The organism is Pseudomonas sp. 09C 129 (genome assembly GCF_002843625.1).
In the GTDB taxonomy this organism is placed as follows: Bacteria; Pseudomonadota; Gammaproteobacteria; order Pseudomonadales; family Pseudomonadaceae; genus Aquipseudomonas; species Aquipseudomonas chlororaphis.
Genome location: NZ_CP025261.1, coordinates 2,259,085 through 2,275,243 on the forward strand (window position 1 = coordinate 2,259,085; position 16,159 = coordinate 2,275,243).

The 16,159-nt window shown below is 63.8% G+C and carries 12 protein-coding genes; all 12 read left to right on the top strand.

The annotated features are described in order from the left end of the window. The first annotated feature begins 154 nt into the window (after positions 1-154). The 12 genes from CXQ81_RS10345 to CXQ81_RS10400 all read left to right on the top strand — a co-directional run bounded on the left by CXQ81_RS10345 (position 155) and on the right by CXQ81_RS10400 (position 16,159). Positions 155-895, top strand: a complete 741-nt coding sequence (locus tag CXQ81_RS10345; RefSeq protein WP_007922703.1) for a flagellar basal body rod protein FlgF — start codon at positions 155-157, stop codon at positions 893-895. Between the two features lie 45 nt (positions 896-940). Continuing rightward, positions 941-1,726 carry a flagellar basal-body rod protein FlgG gene (flgG, locus tag CXQ81_RS10350; RefSeq protein ID WP_025805167.1) on the top strand — a complete coding sequence of 262 codons (786 nt, stop codon included), beginning with the start codon at positions 941-943 and terminating at the stop codon, positions 1,724-1,726. Positions 1,727-1,777: 51 nt separating this feature from the next. Then, positions 1,778-2,473: a flagellar basal body L-ring protein FlgH gene (flgH, locus tag CXQ81_RS10355; protein ID WP_007922701.1), complete on the top strand. Its 696-nt coding sequence runs from the start codon at positions 1,778-1,780 to the stop codon at positions 2,471-2,473. A gap of 27 nt (positions 2,474-2,500) precedes the next feature. Beyond that, complete coding sequence (locus tag CXQ81_RS10360; protein ID WP_101339397.1) at positions 2,501-3,589, top strand: flagellar basal body P-ring protein FlgI; 1,089 nt, start codon at positions 2,501-2,503, stop codon at positions 3,587-3,589. Positions 3,590-3,599: 10 nt separating this feature from the next. Further along, the gene (gene flgJ / locus CXQ81_RS10365; protein ID WP_101337152.1) at positions 3,600-4,880 is read left to right on the top strand and encodes a flagellar assembly peptidoglycan hydrolase FlgJ; all 1,281 of its coding nucleotides are present in this window, start codon (positions 3,600-3,602) and stop codon (positions 4,878-4,880) included. 10 nt (positions 4,881-4,890) lie between these two features. After that, a complete protein-coding gene (gene flgK, locus CXQ81_RS10370) occupies positions 4,891-6,942 on the top strand; it encodes a flagellar hook-associated protein FlgK (protein WP_101337153.1) in 2,052 nt (683 codons plus the stop codon). 13 nt (positions 6,943-6,955) lie between these two features. Continuing rightward, positions 6,956-8,530 carry a flagellar hook-associated protein 3 gene (locus tag CXQ81_RS10375; protein ID WP_101337154.1) on the top strand — a complete coding sequence of 525 codons (1,575 nt, stop codon included), beginning with the start codon at positions 6,956-6,958 and terminating at the stop codon, positions 8,528-8,530. 120 nt (positions 8,531-8,650) lie between these two features. Continuing rightward, positions 8,651-12,223: a glycosyltransferase gene (locus CXQ81_RS10380; protein ID WP_101337155.1), complete on the top strand. Its 3,573-nt coding sequence runs from the start codon at positions 8,651-8,653 to the stop codon at positions 12,221-12,223. 318 nt (positions 12,224-12,541) lie between these two features. After that, complete coding sequence (gene rfbF, locus CXQ81_RS10385; RefSeq protein ID WP_007922676.1) at positions 12,542-13,315, top strand: glucose-1-phosphate cytidylyltransferase; 774 nt, start codon at positions 12,542-12,544, stop codon at positions 13,313-13,315. Further along, positions 13,297-14,379: a CDP-glucose 4,6-dehydratase gene (gene rfbG, locus CXQ81_RS10390; protein ID WP_101337156.1), complete on the top strand. Its 1,083-nt coding sequence runs from the start codon at positions 13,297-13,299 to the stop codon at positions 14,377-14,379. The genes rfbF and rfbG overlap by 19 nt, the downstream gene beginning before the upstream one ends. Continuing rightward, positions 14,376-14,936 carry a dTDP-4-dehydrorhamnose 3,5-epimerase family protein gene (locus CXQ81_RS10395; RefSeq protein WP_101337157.1) on the top strand — a complete coding sequence of 187 codons (561 nt, stop codon included), beginning with the start codon at positions 14,376-14,378 and terminating at the stop codon, positions 14,934-14,936. The genes rfbG and CXQ81_RS10395 overlap by 4 nt, the downstream gene beginning before the upstream one ends. Beyond that, complete coding sequence (locus tag CXQ81_RS10400) at positions 14,933-16,159, top strand: class I SAM-dependent methyltransferase (protein WP_101337158.1); 1,227 nt, start codon at positions 14,933-14,935, stop codon at positions 16,157-16,159. The genes CXQ81_RS10395 and CXQ81_RS10400 overlap by 4 nt, the downstream gene beginning before the upstream one ends.

Sequence of the window (16,159 nt, forward strand, 5' to 3'; positions counted from 1 at the left end):
CGTCTTTGACACAATCCGCCGATTCCCTTCGAACGCCCTCAAGTTCCCGGATTTCCTGCCTTCGGCCGTCCGAAAAACAAGTTGGTGCGCTTATTGCTTGTGGCTCAGCAGTACAGCGGTGGACGGCAAACGTCCGACATGCAGAGGAAAGACTGTGGACAAGTACCTTTATGTGGCCATGACCGGTGCCAGCCAGAATGCGCTGGCGCAAAAGGCGCATGCCAACAACCTGGCGAACATCTCCACCAACGGTTTCCAGCGCGACCTGGAGCAGGCGCGTTCGATGCCGGTGTTTGGTGACAGCTTTCCGGCGCGGGCCTTTGCCATGTCCGAACGGCCGGCTACCGATTTCACCCCGGGCTCGCTGGTGGAAACCGGTCGCGACCTCGACGTGGCGGTCAGCGGCAATGGCTGGATCGCCGTGCAGACCCCGGAGGGCGGTGAAAGCTACGTGCGCACCGGCAGCCTGAACATCGACGCCCTGGGCGTGCTGCGCGCCGGCAACGGCATGCCGGTGATCGGCAACGGCGGCCCGATCGCCGTGCCGCCGGAGCAGCAGGTGGAAGTCGGCCAGGACGGCACCATCAGCATCCGCGCCATGGGCGAAGGCCCACGGGTGATGGCCGAGGTCGACCGCATCAAGCTGGTCAACCCGGACCTGAAGAACATGACCAAGGGTCTGGACGGTTCGATCCATACCAAGGACGGCCAGCCGGCAGCGGCTGACGCCAATGTGCAACTGGTCTCGGGATTCCTCGAGTCGAGCAACGTCAATGCGGTCGAGGAAATGACCTCGGTGCTGGCGCTCTCCAAGCAGTTCGAGCTGCACATCAAGATGATGAACACCGCCAAAGAAGACGACCAGGCCATGGCTCGGGTCTTGCAGATCAGCTAATTACCAGTACGTCGCGCCGTAAAACAGGCGCACGAGGAGAATCGAATGCTTCCGGCTCTGTGGGTTGCCAAAACAGGTCTGTCCGCCCAGGACACTAACCTGACCACCATTTCCAACAACCTGGCGAACGTTTCGACCACGGGTTTCAAACGTGATCGCGCCGAGTTCCAGGACCTGCTGTATCAGATCAAGCGTCAGCCTGGCGCCCAGTCGACCCAGGACAGCGAGCTGCCGTCGGGCCTGCAACTGGGTACCGGTGTGCGCATCGTCGGCACCCAGAAGAACTTCACCGCCGGCAGCCTGCAGACCACCGAGCAGCCGCTGGACATGGCCATCAACGGCCGCGGTTTCTTCCAGATCCTGCAACCGGACGGCACCACGTCCTACACCCGTGACGGCACCTTTCACCTGGATTCCAACGGCCAGATCGTCACCGCCAACGGCTTCACGCTGGAGCCGGCGATCGTCGTGCCGAACGACGCCCAGACCTTCACCGTGGGCCAGGACGGCACCGTCTCGATCACCACAGCCGGCAACCCGGCCTCGCAAGTGATCGGCAACCTGCAGACCGCTGACTTCATCAACCCGGCCGGCCTGCAAGCGACGGGCAACAACCTGTTCCTGGAAACCGCCGCCAGCGGCGCGCCGCAAGTCGGTACCCCGGGCCTCAACGGTTTCGGCACCACCCTGCAGAACACCCTGGAAACCTCCAACGTCAGCACCGTTGAGGAGATGGTCAACATGATCACCACCCAGCGTGCCTACGAGATGAACTCCAAGGTGATCTCCACCGCCGACCAGATGCTCTCGTTCGTCACGCAGAATCTGTAATCAAGTCCTGGGGCGGCCCAGCGGCCGCCTGCAACACCATGAGGTAGGGTCATGAATCGCTTTGTATCTGTTCTCGCACTGAGTGGGTTCGTCGTGCTCGGAGGCTGCGTGGCCCCGACGCCGAAGCCCAATGACCCGTATTACGCTCCGGTGTTGCCACGTACTCCGTTGCCGGCTGCGGCCAACAACGGCTCGATCTACCAGGCCGGCTTCGAGCAGAACCTCTACAGCGACCGCAAGGCGTTCCGCGTGGGCGACATCATCACCATCACCCTCAACGAGCGGACCCAGGCGAGCAAGAATGCCAACTCGCAGGTCGACAAAAACAGCAAGACCGGCATCGGCCTGACCTCGTTTTTCGGTGGCGGCCTGAGCACCAATAACCCGGTGGGCGGCGGCGACCTGAGCCTGGACGTCGGTTACAGCGGCGACCGGGCCACCAAGGGCGACAGCAAGTCCGGCCAGAGCAACAGCCTGACCGGTTCGATCACCGTGACGGTGGCCGACGTGCTGCCCAACGGCATCATCGCCGTGCGCGGCGAGAAGTGGCTGACCCTCAACACCGGCGACGAGCTGGTGCGCATTGCCGGCCTGGTGCGCGCCGACGATATCGCCACCGACAACACGGTTTCCTCGACCCGCGTCGCCGACGCCCGCATCACCTATTCGGGCACCGGTGCCTTTGCCGATGCGAGCCAGCCGGGCTGGTTCGACCGTTTCTTCCTCAGCCCGCTGTTCCCTTTCTAGGTGGCTACGTTGAATTTCAAACGCCTCATGCTGGCTGCGCTGTTGCTTTCGGCAGCCTGCCACGCTCAAGCCGAACGGCTGAAGGACATCGCCAGCATTTCCGGCGTGCGTTCCAACCAGTTGATCGGCTACGGCCTGGTGGTCGGGCTTAACGGCACCGGCGACCAGACGACCCAGACACCCTTCACCCTGCAGACCTTCAACAACATGCTGTCGCAGTTCGGCATCAAGGTGCCGCCGGGCTCCGGCAATGTGCAGTTGAAGAACGTCGCGGCGGTATCGGTGAGCGCCGATCTGCCAGCGTTCGCCAAGCCGGGGCAGCAGGTGGATATCACCGTGTCCTCCATCGGCAACTCCAAGAGCCTGCGCGGTGGCACCTTGCTGCTGACGCCACTCAAGGGGATCGACGGCAACGTCTATGCCATCGCCCAGGGCAACCTGGTGGTGGGCGGTTTCGACGCCGAGGGGCGTGACGGTTCGAAGATCACGGTCAACGTTCCGTCGGCCGGTCGCATCCCTGGCGGTGCCTCGGTGGAGCGCGCGGTACCGAGCGGTTTCAACCAGGGCAACAGCCTGACCCTGAACCTCAACCGTTCCGACTTCACCACCGCCAAGCGCATCGTCGACAAGATCAACGACATGCTCGGCCCGGGCGTGGCCCAGGCCATCGACGGCGGTTCGATTCGCGTTACCGCGCCGCTCGATCCGAGCCAGCGCGTCGACTATCTGTCGATCCTCGAGAACCTGGAAATCGATCCGGGGCAGGCGGTGGCCAAGGTCATCATCAACTCGCGCACCGGCACTATCGTCATCGGCCAGAACGTCAAGGTGTCGCCAGCCGCCGTGACTCACGGCAGCCTTACCGTGACCATCACCGAAGACCCGATCGTCAGCCAGCCTGGCCCGCTGTCCAGTGGCCAGACCGCGGTCGTGCCACGCTCGCGGGTCAACGCCGAACAGGAAGCCAAGCCGATGTTCAAGTTCGGCCCGGGCACCACCCTCGACGAAATCGTGCGTGCGGTGAACCAGGTCGGCGCGGCACCGGGCGACCTGATGGCGATCCTCGAAGCCTTGAAACAGGCCGGCGCGCTGCAAGCCGACCTGATCGTGATTTGAGGTAGGGGCCATGGATATTCGCAAGAGCGGTCTGGTCAGCAGCGGCGATTCGGGTTCCTACTCGGACCTCAACCGGCTTAACCAGCTCAAGGTCGGCGACAAGAACAGCGACGCCAACATGCGCAAGGTGGCGCAGGAGTTCGAGTCGCTGTTCCTCAACGAAATGCTCAAGTCCATGCGTTCGGCCACCGAAGCGCTGGGCAAGGACAACCCGCTCAACACGCCCGCGGCCAAGCAATACCAGGAAATGTACGACCAGCAGCTGGCGGTTTCCATGTCCCGCGAGGGTGGTGGCATCGGCCTGGCCGATGTGCTGATGCGCCAGATGTCGAAGAACAAATCTACTAATCCTGCCGCGGCGGCGACCCTGCCCGGCGCCCAGGCTGAAAAGGTCGCGCTGACTGAAAAGGTCGCGACGCCAACCGCCATCGCTGCCGGCACCACCGCTTTGGGTGGGCCGTTGTCGCGGGTCAATGGTCAGCGCCCGTTGTGGGCGTCTCGTGCACTGGAACCGCAGCGCGCCGCCGACAGCGGTCCCCATAACGATATGGCGCTGCTCAATCAGCGGCGTATTTCCCTGCCGAGCAAGCTGACCGATCGCCTGCTGGCGGGCATCGTGCCGTCGGCCGACAGTGCCGCCGCCAACCGGACGGCCTTGCCGGAACGCACCACGGCCGCTACCGACGCGCTGGTCAAGAACAGCTCGCGCAGCTTTGCCGCGGTGCCCCACGGACGCATGCAGATCTACGGTCGCGCCGTGGCCCAGCCACCGTTGGCGCCGGCGAAGAAAGCCTTCAGCTCGGCGGACGAATTCGTCGCCACCATGCTGCCGATGGCGCAGCAGGCCGCCGACCGCATCGGTGTCGATCCGCGCTACCTGGTCGCCCAGGCCGCGCTGGAAACCGGCTGGGGCAAATCGGTGATGCGCCAGCAGGACGGCAGCAGCAGCCACAACCTGTTCGGCATCAAGGCCGGCAGCAGTTGGAAGGGCGACCAGGCGCGGGCGATCACCAGCGAATTCAGAAATGGCCAGATGGTCAAGGAGACGGCCGAGTTCCGTTCCTATGCCTCGTATCAGGACAGCTTCCACGACTTGGTGACCTTGTTGCAGAGCAATAATCGCTATCAAGAAGTGCTGAAGTCGGCCGATAACCCCGAACAGTTTGTACGCGAGTTGCAAAAGGCCGGGTATGCAACCGACCCGGACTACGCAAGCAAGATTTCGCAGATTGCCAAGCAGATGAAGAGCTACGAGAACTACGCTGCGGCGGGCGCTTCCACGAATTTATAAGGTCTGAATCATGAGTTTGCTCAATATCGGGATGTCGGGGCTGTCAGCCAGCCAAATGTCGTTGATGACCACGGGTAACAACATCGCCCACGCCGATACCGCCGGTTATTCGCGCCAGCAGACCGTGCAGGGCAGCAAGGCTTCGAACCAGTACGGCAATGTCTTCATCGGCAGCGGTACCACCCTGGCCGACGTGCGCCGGGTGTACAACAGCTATCTGGACGCCCAGCTGCAGACCACCACCTCGCTGAACAGCGATGCCGCCGCCTACCTGGGGCAGATCACCCCGGTGGACAAGCTGCTGTCGGACAGCGGCACCGGTATCACCGGCGCGCTGACCAAGTTCTTTGCCTCGATGCAGAACGTCAACGCCAAGCCGACCGACGACGCCTCGCGCCAATTGCTGCTCAGCGATGCGCAAGCCCTGAGCAACCGCTTCAACTCGGTTTCCAGCCAATTGAACGAGCAGAACGCCAACATCAACGGCAACCTGAGCAGCATGGCTGACCAGGTCAACAAGCTGGCGGCCACTGTCGCCCTGCTGAACCAGAAGATTTCCGAAGTCTCCGGTGGCGGCGGCATGCCCAACAACCTGCTTGACGAGCGCAACGAGACGCTGCGCCAGCTGTCGCAGTTCGTCAAGGTGGATGTCTCGGAGCGCGGCTCGAGCGTCGACCTGTACCTGGGCAGCGGCCAGCCGCTGGTCGTGGGTAACACCACCAGCAAGCTGGAAGTGGTCGCCGGCAAGACCGACCCGACCCGTTCCTCGCTGCAGCTCAATCGCGGCTCGAGCACTATCGATGTGACCTCGGTGGTCACCGGTGGCGAGATCGGCGGCCTGCTGCGCTATCGCAACGAGGTGCTGGACCCGGCGATGAACGAACTGGGGCGCGTGGCCCTGGTAATCGCCGACCAGGTCAACAGCCAGCTCGGACAAGGTATCGACAAGAACGGCGAGTTCGGCGCGGCACTGTTCAACAACATCAACAGTGCGGCCCTGATCAGCCAGCGCAGCATTGCCAACGGCAACAACAGCGCAGGCTCGGGCAACCTCGACGTGACCATCAAGGACACCGGCAAGCTGACCATCAGCGACTACCAGGTGACCTTCACCAGCGCCACCGACTACACGGTCAAGCGCTCCGACGGCACCAGCCTGGGCGCGTTCAGCACCACCACCACGCCGCCACCGGTGATCGACGGTTTCACCCTGAGCCTCAACGGCGGGGCGATGAGCGCCGGCGACAGTTTCAAGATCACCCCGACCCGTAACGCGGCCACCACTATCAAGACCGAGCTGACCGACGCCAAGCGCCTGGCCATCGCCGCGCCGCTGAATGCCGAGGTACTGCCGGGGGCCACCGGTTCGCTGAGTATTCCGGGCCTGCCGACAGTCAAGCCGGCGCTGGACATCTACAACTCGGCCGCCAAAACCGAGATGCAGACCGCGATCAAGAATTCGGTACCGGTCAAGCTGGTCTTCGACGCCCCCGCGGGCGGCAGCCAGGGCTACAAATACTACGATGCCAAGGGCACGTTGATGGGCACCGGTTCGATCGTCCCGGGGCAGAACAACACCCTGAACCTGCAGATCAAGATGGTCGATGCCAGCGGCAACCCGATCACCGACGGCGGCACACCGCCGGTGCAGAAAACCTTCACCGTGGAAATGAGCGTCGCCGGTTCGCCGAAGGAAGGCGAAGGGCTGAACGTCAAGTTCAACGGCGCCGGTTCCACCGACAACCGCAACGGCACCGCCCTGGCGGGCCTGCAGAGCAAGCAGACGGTGGATACCGGTTCGGCCAGCAAGGGCATCACCCTGGTCGATGCCTACGGCAAGCTGGTGGAGAACGTCGGTGCCAAGGCCAGCCAGGGCAAGCTCGACAGCGCGGCCACCGAGACGATCCTGGCCAACGCCAAGGGCGCGCGGGATTCGTTGTCCGGGGTCGACCTGGATCAAGAGACCGGCAATCTGGTCAAGTACCAGCAGTACTACACCGCGTCCTCGCAGATCATCAAGGCGGCGCAGGAAACCTTCGCCACCCTGATCAACAGCCTTTAAGGAGTCGTAGTCCATGCGTATTTCCACCGCCCAGTTTTACGAGTCCTCGGCTGCCAACTACCAGAAGAACTTCGCCAATGCGGTCAAGAGCAGCGAAGAGGCCAGCAGCCTGATTCGCGTCAACACCGCGGCCGACGATCCGGTAGGCGCCTCGCGCCTGCTGCAACTGGGTCAGCAGGCTTCGCTGCTGAGCCAGTATTCGGCCAACACCACCTCGATCAAAGCGTCCCTGGGGCAGGCCGAATCGGTCCTGACCAGCATCACCAGCGTTCTGGCGCGTGCCCAGGAACTGGCGAGCGGAGCCGGCAACGCCGGTTACACTGACGCCGACCGCAAGGCCAACGCCGCCGAGCTGGCGCAGATCGAAGAGCAGCTGTTGAGCCTGATGAATACCCAGGATGAAAACGGCAAGTACATTTTTGCCGGCTCCCAGGGCGACACCGTGCCGTTCACCCGCAACTCCGACGGCACCTACAGTTACAACGGTGACCAGACCACGCTGAACCTGCCGGTGGGCGACACTATGTCCATGGCCACCAACACCACTGGCTGGGCCGCCTTCCAGCAAGCCATCAACACCAGCCGCAGCCAGGTCAGCATGACCGCTCCGGCGGTGGATGATGGCCGGGTGACGCTGTCCAACGGCCAGGTGTCTTCGAATCCGAAGTACAACAGCGAGTTCCGCAGCGGCGAGCCGTACACCATCAGCTTCCTCAGCAGTACTCAGTTCAAGATCACCGACAGCGCCGGCAACGACGTGACATCCGAGGCCAGCCAGAATGGCTCCTTCAGCTCCAGCAAAGGCGCAGAAGCGCAGACCGTCAGTTTCCGCGGCGTCGATCTGCGTTTGAGCATCAACCTGAAACCCGGCGATGCTACCCCCCCGAACACGGAGATCGCCGGTCACAGCTTCACCCTGGCGGCCAAGCCCGATTCCTTCAACGTCTCACGCAGTCCGGGCAACCCGTCGACCGCGGTAGTCACTGGTGCCAGCGTCAGCAACAGCAACGCCTACAACGCCAGCTTCCCGAGCGGTGGTGCGATCCTCAAGTTCACCAGCGCCACCGACTACGAGCTGTACGCGTCGCCGTTGACCGCCGACAGCAAGCCGGTTTCCACCGGCACCATGGCCGGCTCCACTGCCACGGCGTCTGGCGTGGGCTTCACCTTCAGCGGTACGCCGGCGGCGGGCGACCAGTATGTGGTGGCGGTCAACAACCACCAGACCCAGAACGTCCTCGACACCATTAGCCAGCTGCGTACGGTGCTGGATACACCGACCAACGGTGATCCGATCGCCATCCAGAAACTCAACGCGGGGTTGCAGGCGGGGATGGCCAATCTGGCCAGCGGCGCCAACCAGGTGGCGAGCGCGGTCAGTGATATCGGTGGTCGGGGTTCGGCGCTGGAGATTCAGAACGAAACCAACCTGAGCCTGAGCTCGGCCAACACCCAGACCCAGTCGGCGATACGCGATTCCGACCCGGCCGAGGTGATGACCCGCCTGACCCTGCAACAGACCATGCTGCAAGCCTCGCAACTGGCCTTCAGCAAGATTGCCCAGCTGGGCCTGTTCAACAAGGTCTGAGCCTGAGTCCGGTCGCGCTCCTGTGAGCGCGGCCGCGCCGTCGAGCCGTCAACCGTCTTCATTAAGCGGTTCTGCGGCCCGCCTGACCAGGCCGGGCCCGCCGCTCGAGAGTTTCCCGTCGTGAATCAACGCCCGCTAGTCAGCATCGTCATCCCTGCCTTCAATCCGCGCTTCTTCAGCCAGGCGTTCGAGAGTGCGCTGGCCCAGACCTGGGAGCGGGTCGAAATCGTCATCTGCGACGACTCGGCCGGTGATGAGATCCGTCAGGCGGTGGACGCCATCTCCGAGCCGCCCCATCCGGTGCGTTATCTGCGCAACCCACGGCGCCTGGGCATGCAGAAGAACCTGCTGCGCTGCGTCGAAGAGGCGCAGGGCGAGCTGATCAAGATTCTCTGCGATGACGACCGCCTGTTCGCCCCGAGCATTGCCATGCAGGCCCAGGTGCTGGTCGATCATCCCGAGATCAATCTGGTCTGCGGCTTGCGCATGATGAGCGACGCCGGCAACTTCATTCTGCCGCCGCGGGTCGAGAACGCCCGGTTGTCGCCGAATGACGCCATGCTCAAGGGCGACGACATGCTGGCGATCCTCGAGAGCACGCCGCGCAACTTCCTCGGCAATTTCAGTTCGACCCTGATGCGCCGCGCCGATGTGCTCGAGTTGCTGCCGGCCTTGACGCAAGAGGGCGCGGGGTTTGTCGCGCTGCTGGATCTGGCGCTGTTCGTGTGCCTGATGCGGCGTGGCAACCTGGCGCTACTCAACACCGTGCTGAGCACTGAGCGCCTGTATCCGGAACGCTTGAGCAAGCAGCCGGAAATGCAGCGGGCGGAGAAGCTTGAATGGGACTGGCTGGCGCAGATGCTCGCCGCGCGCAGCGGCGAGTCGGCCCCGGCCTCGGGCTGGGTGCGTTCTGTCGACCTGGCAAAAATGTCCGAGCCATCCTGGCGGTGGGACGAACTCTGCGTGACCCGGGTGCTCGGCAACCGCAACACCGTGGTCAGTGGTCGGGTCGGCGGCGAGAGCGAAAGTTATGCCGAGTTCTACCAGGAGTGGCTGGCGATCCGCTCTTTCTCCGAGACCGAGAAGCGCAATCTGCCGCAGCGAATCGGCAGCTGGCCGGTGCGACCGCAGATCGTGCCCATTGTGATCGACGTGGCTGCCGATGGCGTGGCCCTGGAGTCGACCTTGCAGAGCCTGGCGCAGCAGTTGTACGCGCCGCAGGCGATCCTGGTCCTGTCCGATGCCGAGTGCGCGGAGCACGAACGCGTGCTGCAACTGCCGCTGGAAACGCAGTGGCCACAGCAGCTCAATGCGCTGGTGCCGCAACTGGAAGGCTGCCACTGGTTTTACCTGCTGCGCGCCGGCGACACCCTGAAGGAATCGGCGCTGCTGATCCTCGCCGAGCGCATCGCCGGGATCCCGGGCGCCCTGTGCATCTACAGCGACGAAGGCGCGCTGGTCGACGGCGAATCCAGCGACCCGGTATTCAAGCCCGACTTCAACCTGGATCTGATGCGCGGCTATCCCTATGTCGGGCGGGCTCTGGCCTTCGAGCGCCAGCGCTTCATGGCCCTGGGCGGGTTCCAGGCGCATTTCGGCGAGCTGGCGCCCCACGATCTGCTGTGGCGTCTGGTAGAGGAAGCCGGGCCGCAAACCATCGAGCACATCGCCGAAATCCAGCTCGAATCGCTGTTCAACTATGCCGACTGGTTGTCGTTGCCCGAGGTGATCGAGGGCAATGCCGGGCTGGTCGGTGCGCATCTGGAACGCATCGGCGTGGAGCACCGGATCAGCCACGACGAGCTGCCACTGATCAACCACATCGACTATCTGCACTCGCGGCGGCCGCTGGTCTCGATCATCATCCAGGCCGGGGATTCGCTGGCAGCGCTGCAGCGTTGCACCGAGAGCCTGATCGAGAAGACCGCCTACAGCCATTACGAGATCCTGATCGTCGACAGTGGCAGCCGCGACCCGGCCATGGCGGACTGGTTGCAGGCCATGGCGCAACTGGGCGCGGACATGCTGCGGGTGCTGCGTTTTGCCGGTGCTGGCGGTGCGGCGGCGACTGGCAATTACGCGGCGCAACAGGCTCGTGGCGAATACCTGTTGCTGCTCAGCGCGAACAGCCTGATTGGCGCTGGCGACTGGCTGGACGAATTGCTCAATCATGCCCAGCGTCCGGAGGTCGGTGTGGTCGGTGCGCGGATGCTCGGCCTGGACGGTTCGATCATGCATGCCGGGTTGATTCTTGGCCTGGCCGGGGCGGCAAGCTCGCCGTTTTATGGCGAAGCCGCCAGCGCCCGCGGTTACATGCAGCGTCTGCAGGTGCCGCAGAGCTGGAGTGCGGTCAGCGGCGATTGCCTGATGGTGCGCAAGGAAGTGTTCGACAGCGTCGGTGGGCTCGACGAGGTCCATTACGTTTCCGGGCTGGGTGATGTCGACCTGTGCCTGCGGATCAATGACAACGGCTATCTGGTGGTCTGGACGCCGTATGCCAGCGTGCTGCTGACCGCCGCCCGCGAGGTATCGCAAGAGCCCGGGCAATTGGCCTTGCAGGAGCGCGAGCACGATACATTCTATCGTCGCTGGATGCCGAAAATCGCCCGCGACCCGGCGTACAACCCGGCGTTGAGCCTGGGCTACTCCAGTTTCAGTCTGGAGGCTGGCCTGCGCAATAACTGGAATCCGTTCTGTAGCCGCGCTGTGCCGCTGGTACTGGGTTTGCCGGTCAACAGTTCGGCGGTGGGCCACTATCGGGTCACGGCGCCGCTGGCCGAACTGGAGGCGACGGGCAGGCTGATCGGCCGGGTGGCCTATGAATCGCCCTCGACCGTGGAAATCGAGCGTATCGCCCCGGACTCGATCATCCTGCAATGCCGCTACAGCGACGGTGCGGTGAGCGACATCCTGCGCATGAAGAAGTATTCCAGTGCGCTGCGGGTCTTTGAACTCGACGACTATGTGGTCAGCGCGCCGAAGAAAAACACCCATGCGCGCAACCAGCCGCTGAATACCGAAGAGATGCTGCGCCAGGGCATAGCCCTGTGTGACCGCGTGGTGGTGACTACCCAGCCGCTGGCCGATGTCTTGTCGAGCATGCACAGCGATATCCGTGTGGTGCCGAACATGTTGCCGGCCGACCCCTGGGCTACCCTCACCAGCCGCCGCGGAACCTCCCGCAAGCCGCGGGTGGGCTGGGGCGGCGGCACCAGCCATACGGGCGACCTGGAAATCATCGCCGAGACAGTGCGCGAGCTGGCCAATGAAGTCGAGTGGGTGTTCTTCGGCATGTGCCCGGATGAGTTGCGGCCCTACGTGCATGAGTTCCACCCGGTGATAGGCCTGCAGGCCTATCCGTTCAAACTGGCCAGCCTCAATCTCGACCTGGCCCTGGCGCCGCTGGAGTTCCACATCTTCAACGACTGCAAGAGCAACCTGCGGCTCCTGGAATACGGCGCCTGCGGTTACCCGGTGATCTGCACCGACACCGAGGCCTATCGCGGCTACCTGCCGTGTACCAAGGTCGTAAGCAACAGCACCCAGGAATGGATCGGCGCGATCCGCATGCACCTGGCCGACCCCGAAGCCAGCTATCGCATGGGCGATGCGCTGCGCGAAGAAGTCTTGCGTGACTACATGCTGCGGGGCAACAACCTGAATCTGTGGATGCAGGGGTGGTTGCCGGATTGATCCGGGGCGGTAACTAAACAAGCCAGGCTTTCGATGCCTGGCTTTTTTATGGCGGCGATCGAGGGGGAGGGTGCGCCGGTTTTCTCGCTGCTGAAGGCGATCCTTGTGGCGTCGCCTTCCGGGTTCTCCACGGTGTCAGGGCCATGGGCCGGGACCCAGGAGCTGGCGCGTTTCCTGCAAGCCCCCTCGAAATCGCCATAAAACGAGCGCTTGCGTCAAACAGCGAAGCGCCGCCAACGGCACAAGGTTTTATCCAGAAGGCCCGCAAAAAGCTCGGTACAGCTTGGCAGAGCCCTGTGACGAACAAGAGGGGAGACGATGAAGGCAGTTATTTTGGCGGGTGGCCTGGGCACGCGCATCAGCGAGGAGTCCCATCTCAAGCCCAAGCCGATGATCGAGATTGGCGGCAAGCCAATTCTCTGGCACATCATGAAGCAGTACTCGGCCCACGGTATTCACGACTTCGTGATCTGCCTGGGCTACAAGGGGTACGCGATCAAGGATTTCTTCGCCAACTACTTTCTGCACACCTCCGACGTCACCTTCGACATGCGGGAAAACCGTATGGACGTTCATCAGAACTACAGCGAGCCCTGGCGCGTGACCCTGATCGACACCGGTGAGGAAACCATGACCGGTGGCCGTCTGCGTCGGGCCGGGCGCTACCTGGAGAACGAAGAAGCCTTCTGCTTTACCTACGGCGACGGCGTTTCCGACCTGAATATCGGCGCCCTGGTGGACTTCCACCTGGCCCATGGCAAGCACGCGACCGTCACCGCGGTGCAGCCGCCTGGCCGTTACGGCGCCCTGGAACGCGATGGCGACAGCGTCCTGGGCTTTACCGAAAAGCCCCGAGGTGACGGTGGCTGGATCAATGGCGGGTTCTTCGTGCTGTCGCCCAAGGTGTTGCCGCTGCTAACGGCCGACGACACGGTGTGGGAAGCCGAGCCGCTGACCACGCTGGCCGGGCAAGGCCAATTGCATGCCTTCCAGCACGACGGCTTCTGGCATCCGATGGACACCCTGCGTGACAAGAACCACCTGGAGCAACTCTGGCAGAGCGGGGAGGCCCCATGGAAGCAGTGGGACTGAGCGCGCAATTCTGGCGCGGCAAGCGGGTCCTGCTGACCGGCCACACCGGTTTCAAGGGCAGCTGGCTGACCCTGTGGCTGCACAGCCTGGGGGCCGAAGTCAGTGGCTTCTCCCTGGACCCTGCGACCGAGCCGAGCCTGTTCGAGCTGGCGCGGGTTGCCGAGGGTATCAACGACCAGCGTGGCGACCTGCGCGACCTTGGCGCCTTGCTGGAGCTGATCGCCGAGACGCAGCCGGAAATCGTCCTGCACCTGGCGGCGCAACCGTTGGTACGCGAGGGCTATCGCGACCCGCTGGGTACTTACTCCAGCAACGTGATGGGCACCCTGAACCTGCTGGAAGCGATCCGTCAGGTCGGCGGCGTGCGTGCCTGTGTGCTGGTGACCACCGACAAGGTCTACGCCAACCAGGAATGGCTGTGGCCCTACCGTGAAAACGAAGCCCTGGGCGGGCATGATCCCTACAGCAGCAGCAAGGCGTGCTGCGAGTTGCTGGCGCAGTCCTATGCCGCGTCGTTCTTCCCGGCCGACAAGTACGCCGAACACGGCCTGGCCCTGGCCACGGCGCGTGCCGGCAACGTACTGGGCGGCGGCGACTTTGCCCCGGAACGGCTGATCCCCGATGTGCTCAAGGCCTGGTCGGCCGACGAGCCGGTGACCCTGCGCTACCCGCAGGCGGTGCGCCCATGGCAGCACGCCCTGGAGCCACTGGCCGGCTACCTGCAACTGGCCGCCGGCCTCTACGAACAAGGGCCGCGGTTCGCCGGGGCCTGGAACTTCGGGCCAAGCGAAGCGGACATGTGCAGCGTCGGTGAAGTGGTCGAGTTGCTGGCCGCGCGCTGGCCGGCCGCCCCCGGGCTGCGGATCGAGCCGAGCGAGCTGCACGAAGCCGGCCTGTTGCGCCTGGACAGCAGCCGCGCACGCCAGCTGCTGGCCTGGCAACCGCGCTGGTCGCTGCAGCAATGCCTGGCGCAGACCCTGGACTGGCACCTGGCCTGGCAGCGTGGCGACGACATGCGCGCTGTGACCCTCGCTCAACTGAACCTGTACCGGGGCGCGCTGTGAGCGAGTTTTCCTTGAAACAGCTGCCGCTGGCCGGGCTGTTCAGCGTCCAGCACAAGCGCTTCGAAGATCAGCGCGGACATTTCGCCCGGCTGTTCTGCGAAGGCAGTCTGAGTGCATTCGGCAGCGAGTTTCATATCCGTCAGATCAACCATTCCTGTACCCGCGAGAAGGGCAGTGCGCGCGGCCTGCATTACCAGAACGCCAATGCGCCGGAAGCCAAGCTGATCACCTGCCTGCGCGGCGAGGTGTGGGATGTGGCGGTGGATCTGCGTCCGGACTCCGAGACCTTTCTGCACTGGCACGCCGAGCACCTGAAGGCCGGCGATGGCCGTAGCCTGCTGATCCCGGCCGGATTCGCCCACGGTTTTCAGACCCTCACCGACGACGCCGAGCTGCTCTACCTGCACAGCGCCGATTACACGCCGGAGCACGAGGGCGGTCTGTCGGTGAACGATCCACGGCTGGCGATTGCCTGGCCGTTGCCTGTCAATAATCTGTCGGCCCGGGATTCCAGCCATCCCGCGCTCGATCAACACTTTGCTGGAGTGCGTCTATGAACTGCCGTGGGTGCGCCGCACCGCTGAGCCTGCCGCTGATCGACCTCGGCACCTCGCCACCGTCCAACGCCTATGTGCATGCCGATCGTCTTGAACAGGCCGAGCAATGGGTGCCGCTGAAGGTCGCCGTGTGCCAGCAATGCTGGCTGGTACAGACCGAGGATTACACCAGCGCCGAAAGCCTGTTCGATGCCGAGTACGCCTATTTCAGTTCTTTCTCCAGCACTTGGCTGGCCCACGCCGAGCGCTATGTGGCCGAGATGGTCGAGCGCTTTGGCTTGATGGCTGACAGCCGTGTGGTGGAAGTCGCCGCCAACGACGGTTACCTGTTGCAGTACGTGGCCGCTCGCGGGATCAAGTGCCTGGGCGTCGAGCCGACCCGCAGCACCGCGCAAGCCGCGCGGGAAAAAGGCCTGGAGATTCGTGAGCTGTTCTTCGGTCGCGACACTGCCGCGCAGCTGAAAAACCAAGGCTGGGCCGCCGACCTGATGGCGGCCAACAATGTGCTGGCCCATGTACCGGACATCAACGATTTCCTCGGCGGTTTCGCGACGCTGCTCAAGCCGACCGGCGTGGCCACCTTCGAATTCCCGCAACTGCTGACGCTGATGGCCGGCGCGCAGTTCGACACGCTCTATCACGAACACTATTCCTATCTGTCGCTGACCGCCGTGCAGGCACTGTGCGAGCGTAACGGACTGGAAGTCTTCGACGTCAGCCAACTGACCACCCATGGTGGTTCGCTACGGGTTTTCGTCCAGCGCAAGGACGGCGAACGCCGCGCCGTGCAACCGGCGGTGCAGCAGCAGTTGCAAACCGAGTTCGACGCGGGCGTGAAGACCCCCGAGTTCTACGCCACGCTGGCACCCGCTGCGGAACGCATCAAGCATGACCTGTTGCGCTTCCTGCTCCAGGCCAAGGCCGAAGGCAAGCGCGTGGTGGGTTATGGCGCCGCGGCCAAGGGCAACACCTTGCTCAATTACGCCGGGGTCAAGCCGGACTTGCTGGCCTGGGTCGCCGACGCCAGCCCGCACAAGCAGGGCAAGTTCCTGCCCGGCAGCAGGATTGCGGTGGTCGCGCCCGAGCGTATCGATAGCGAGCGCCCGGATTATGTGCTGGTGTTGCCGTGGAACCTGCTGTCGGAAGTCAGCGAGCAACTGGCCCACGTTCGCCAGTGGGGCGGGCGTTTTGTGATCGCCGTGCCCGAGTTGAAGCTGCTGTGA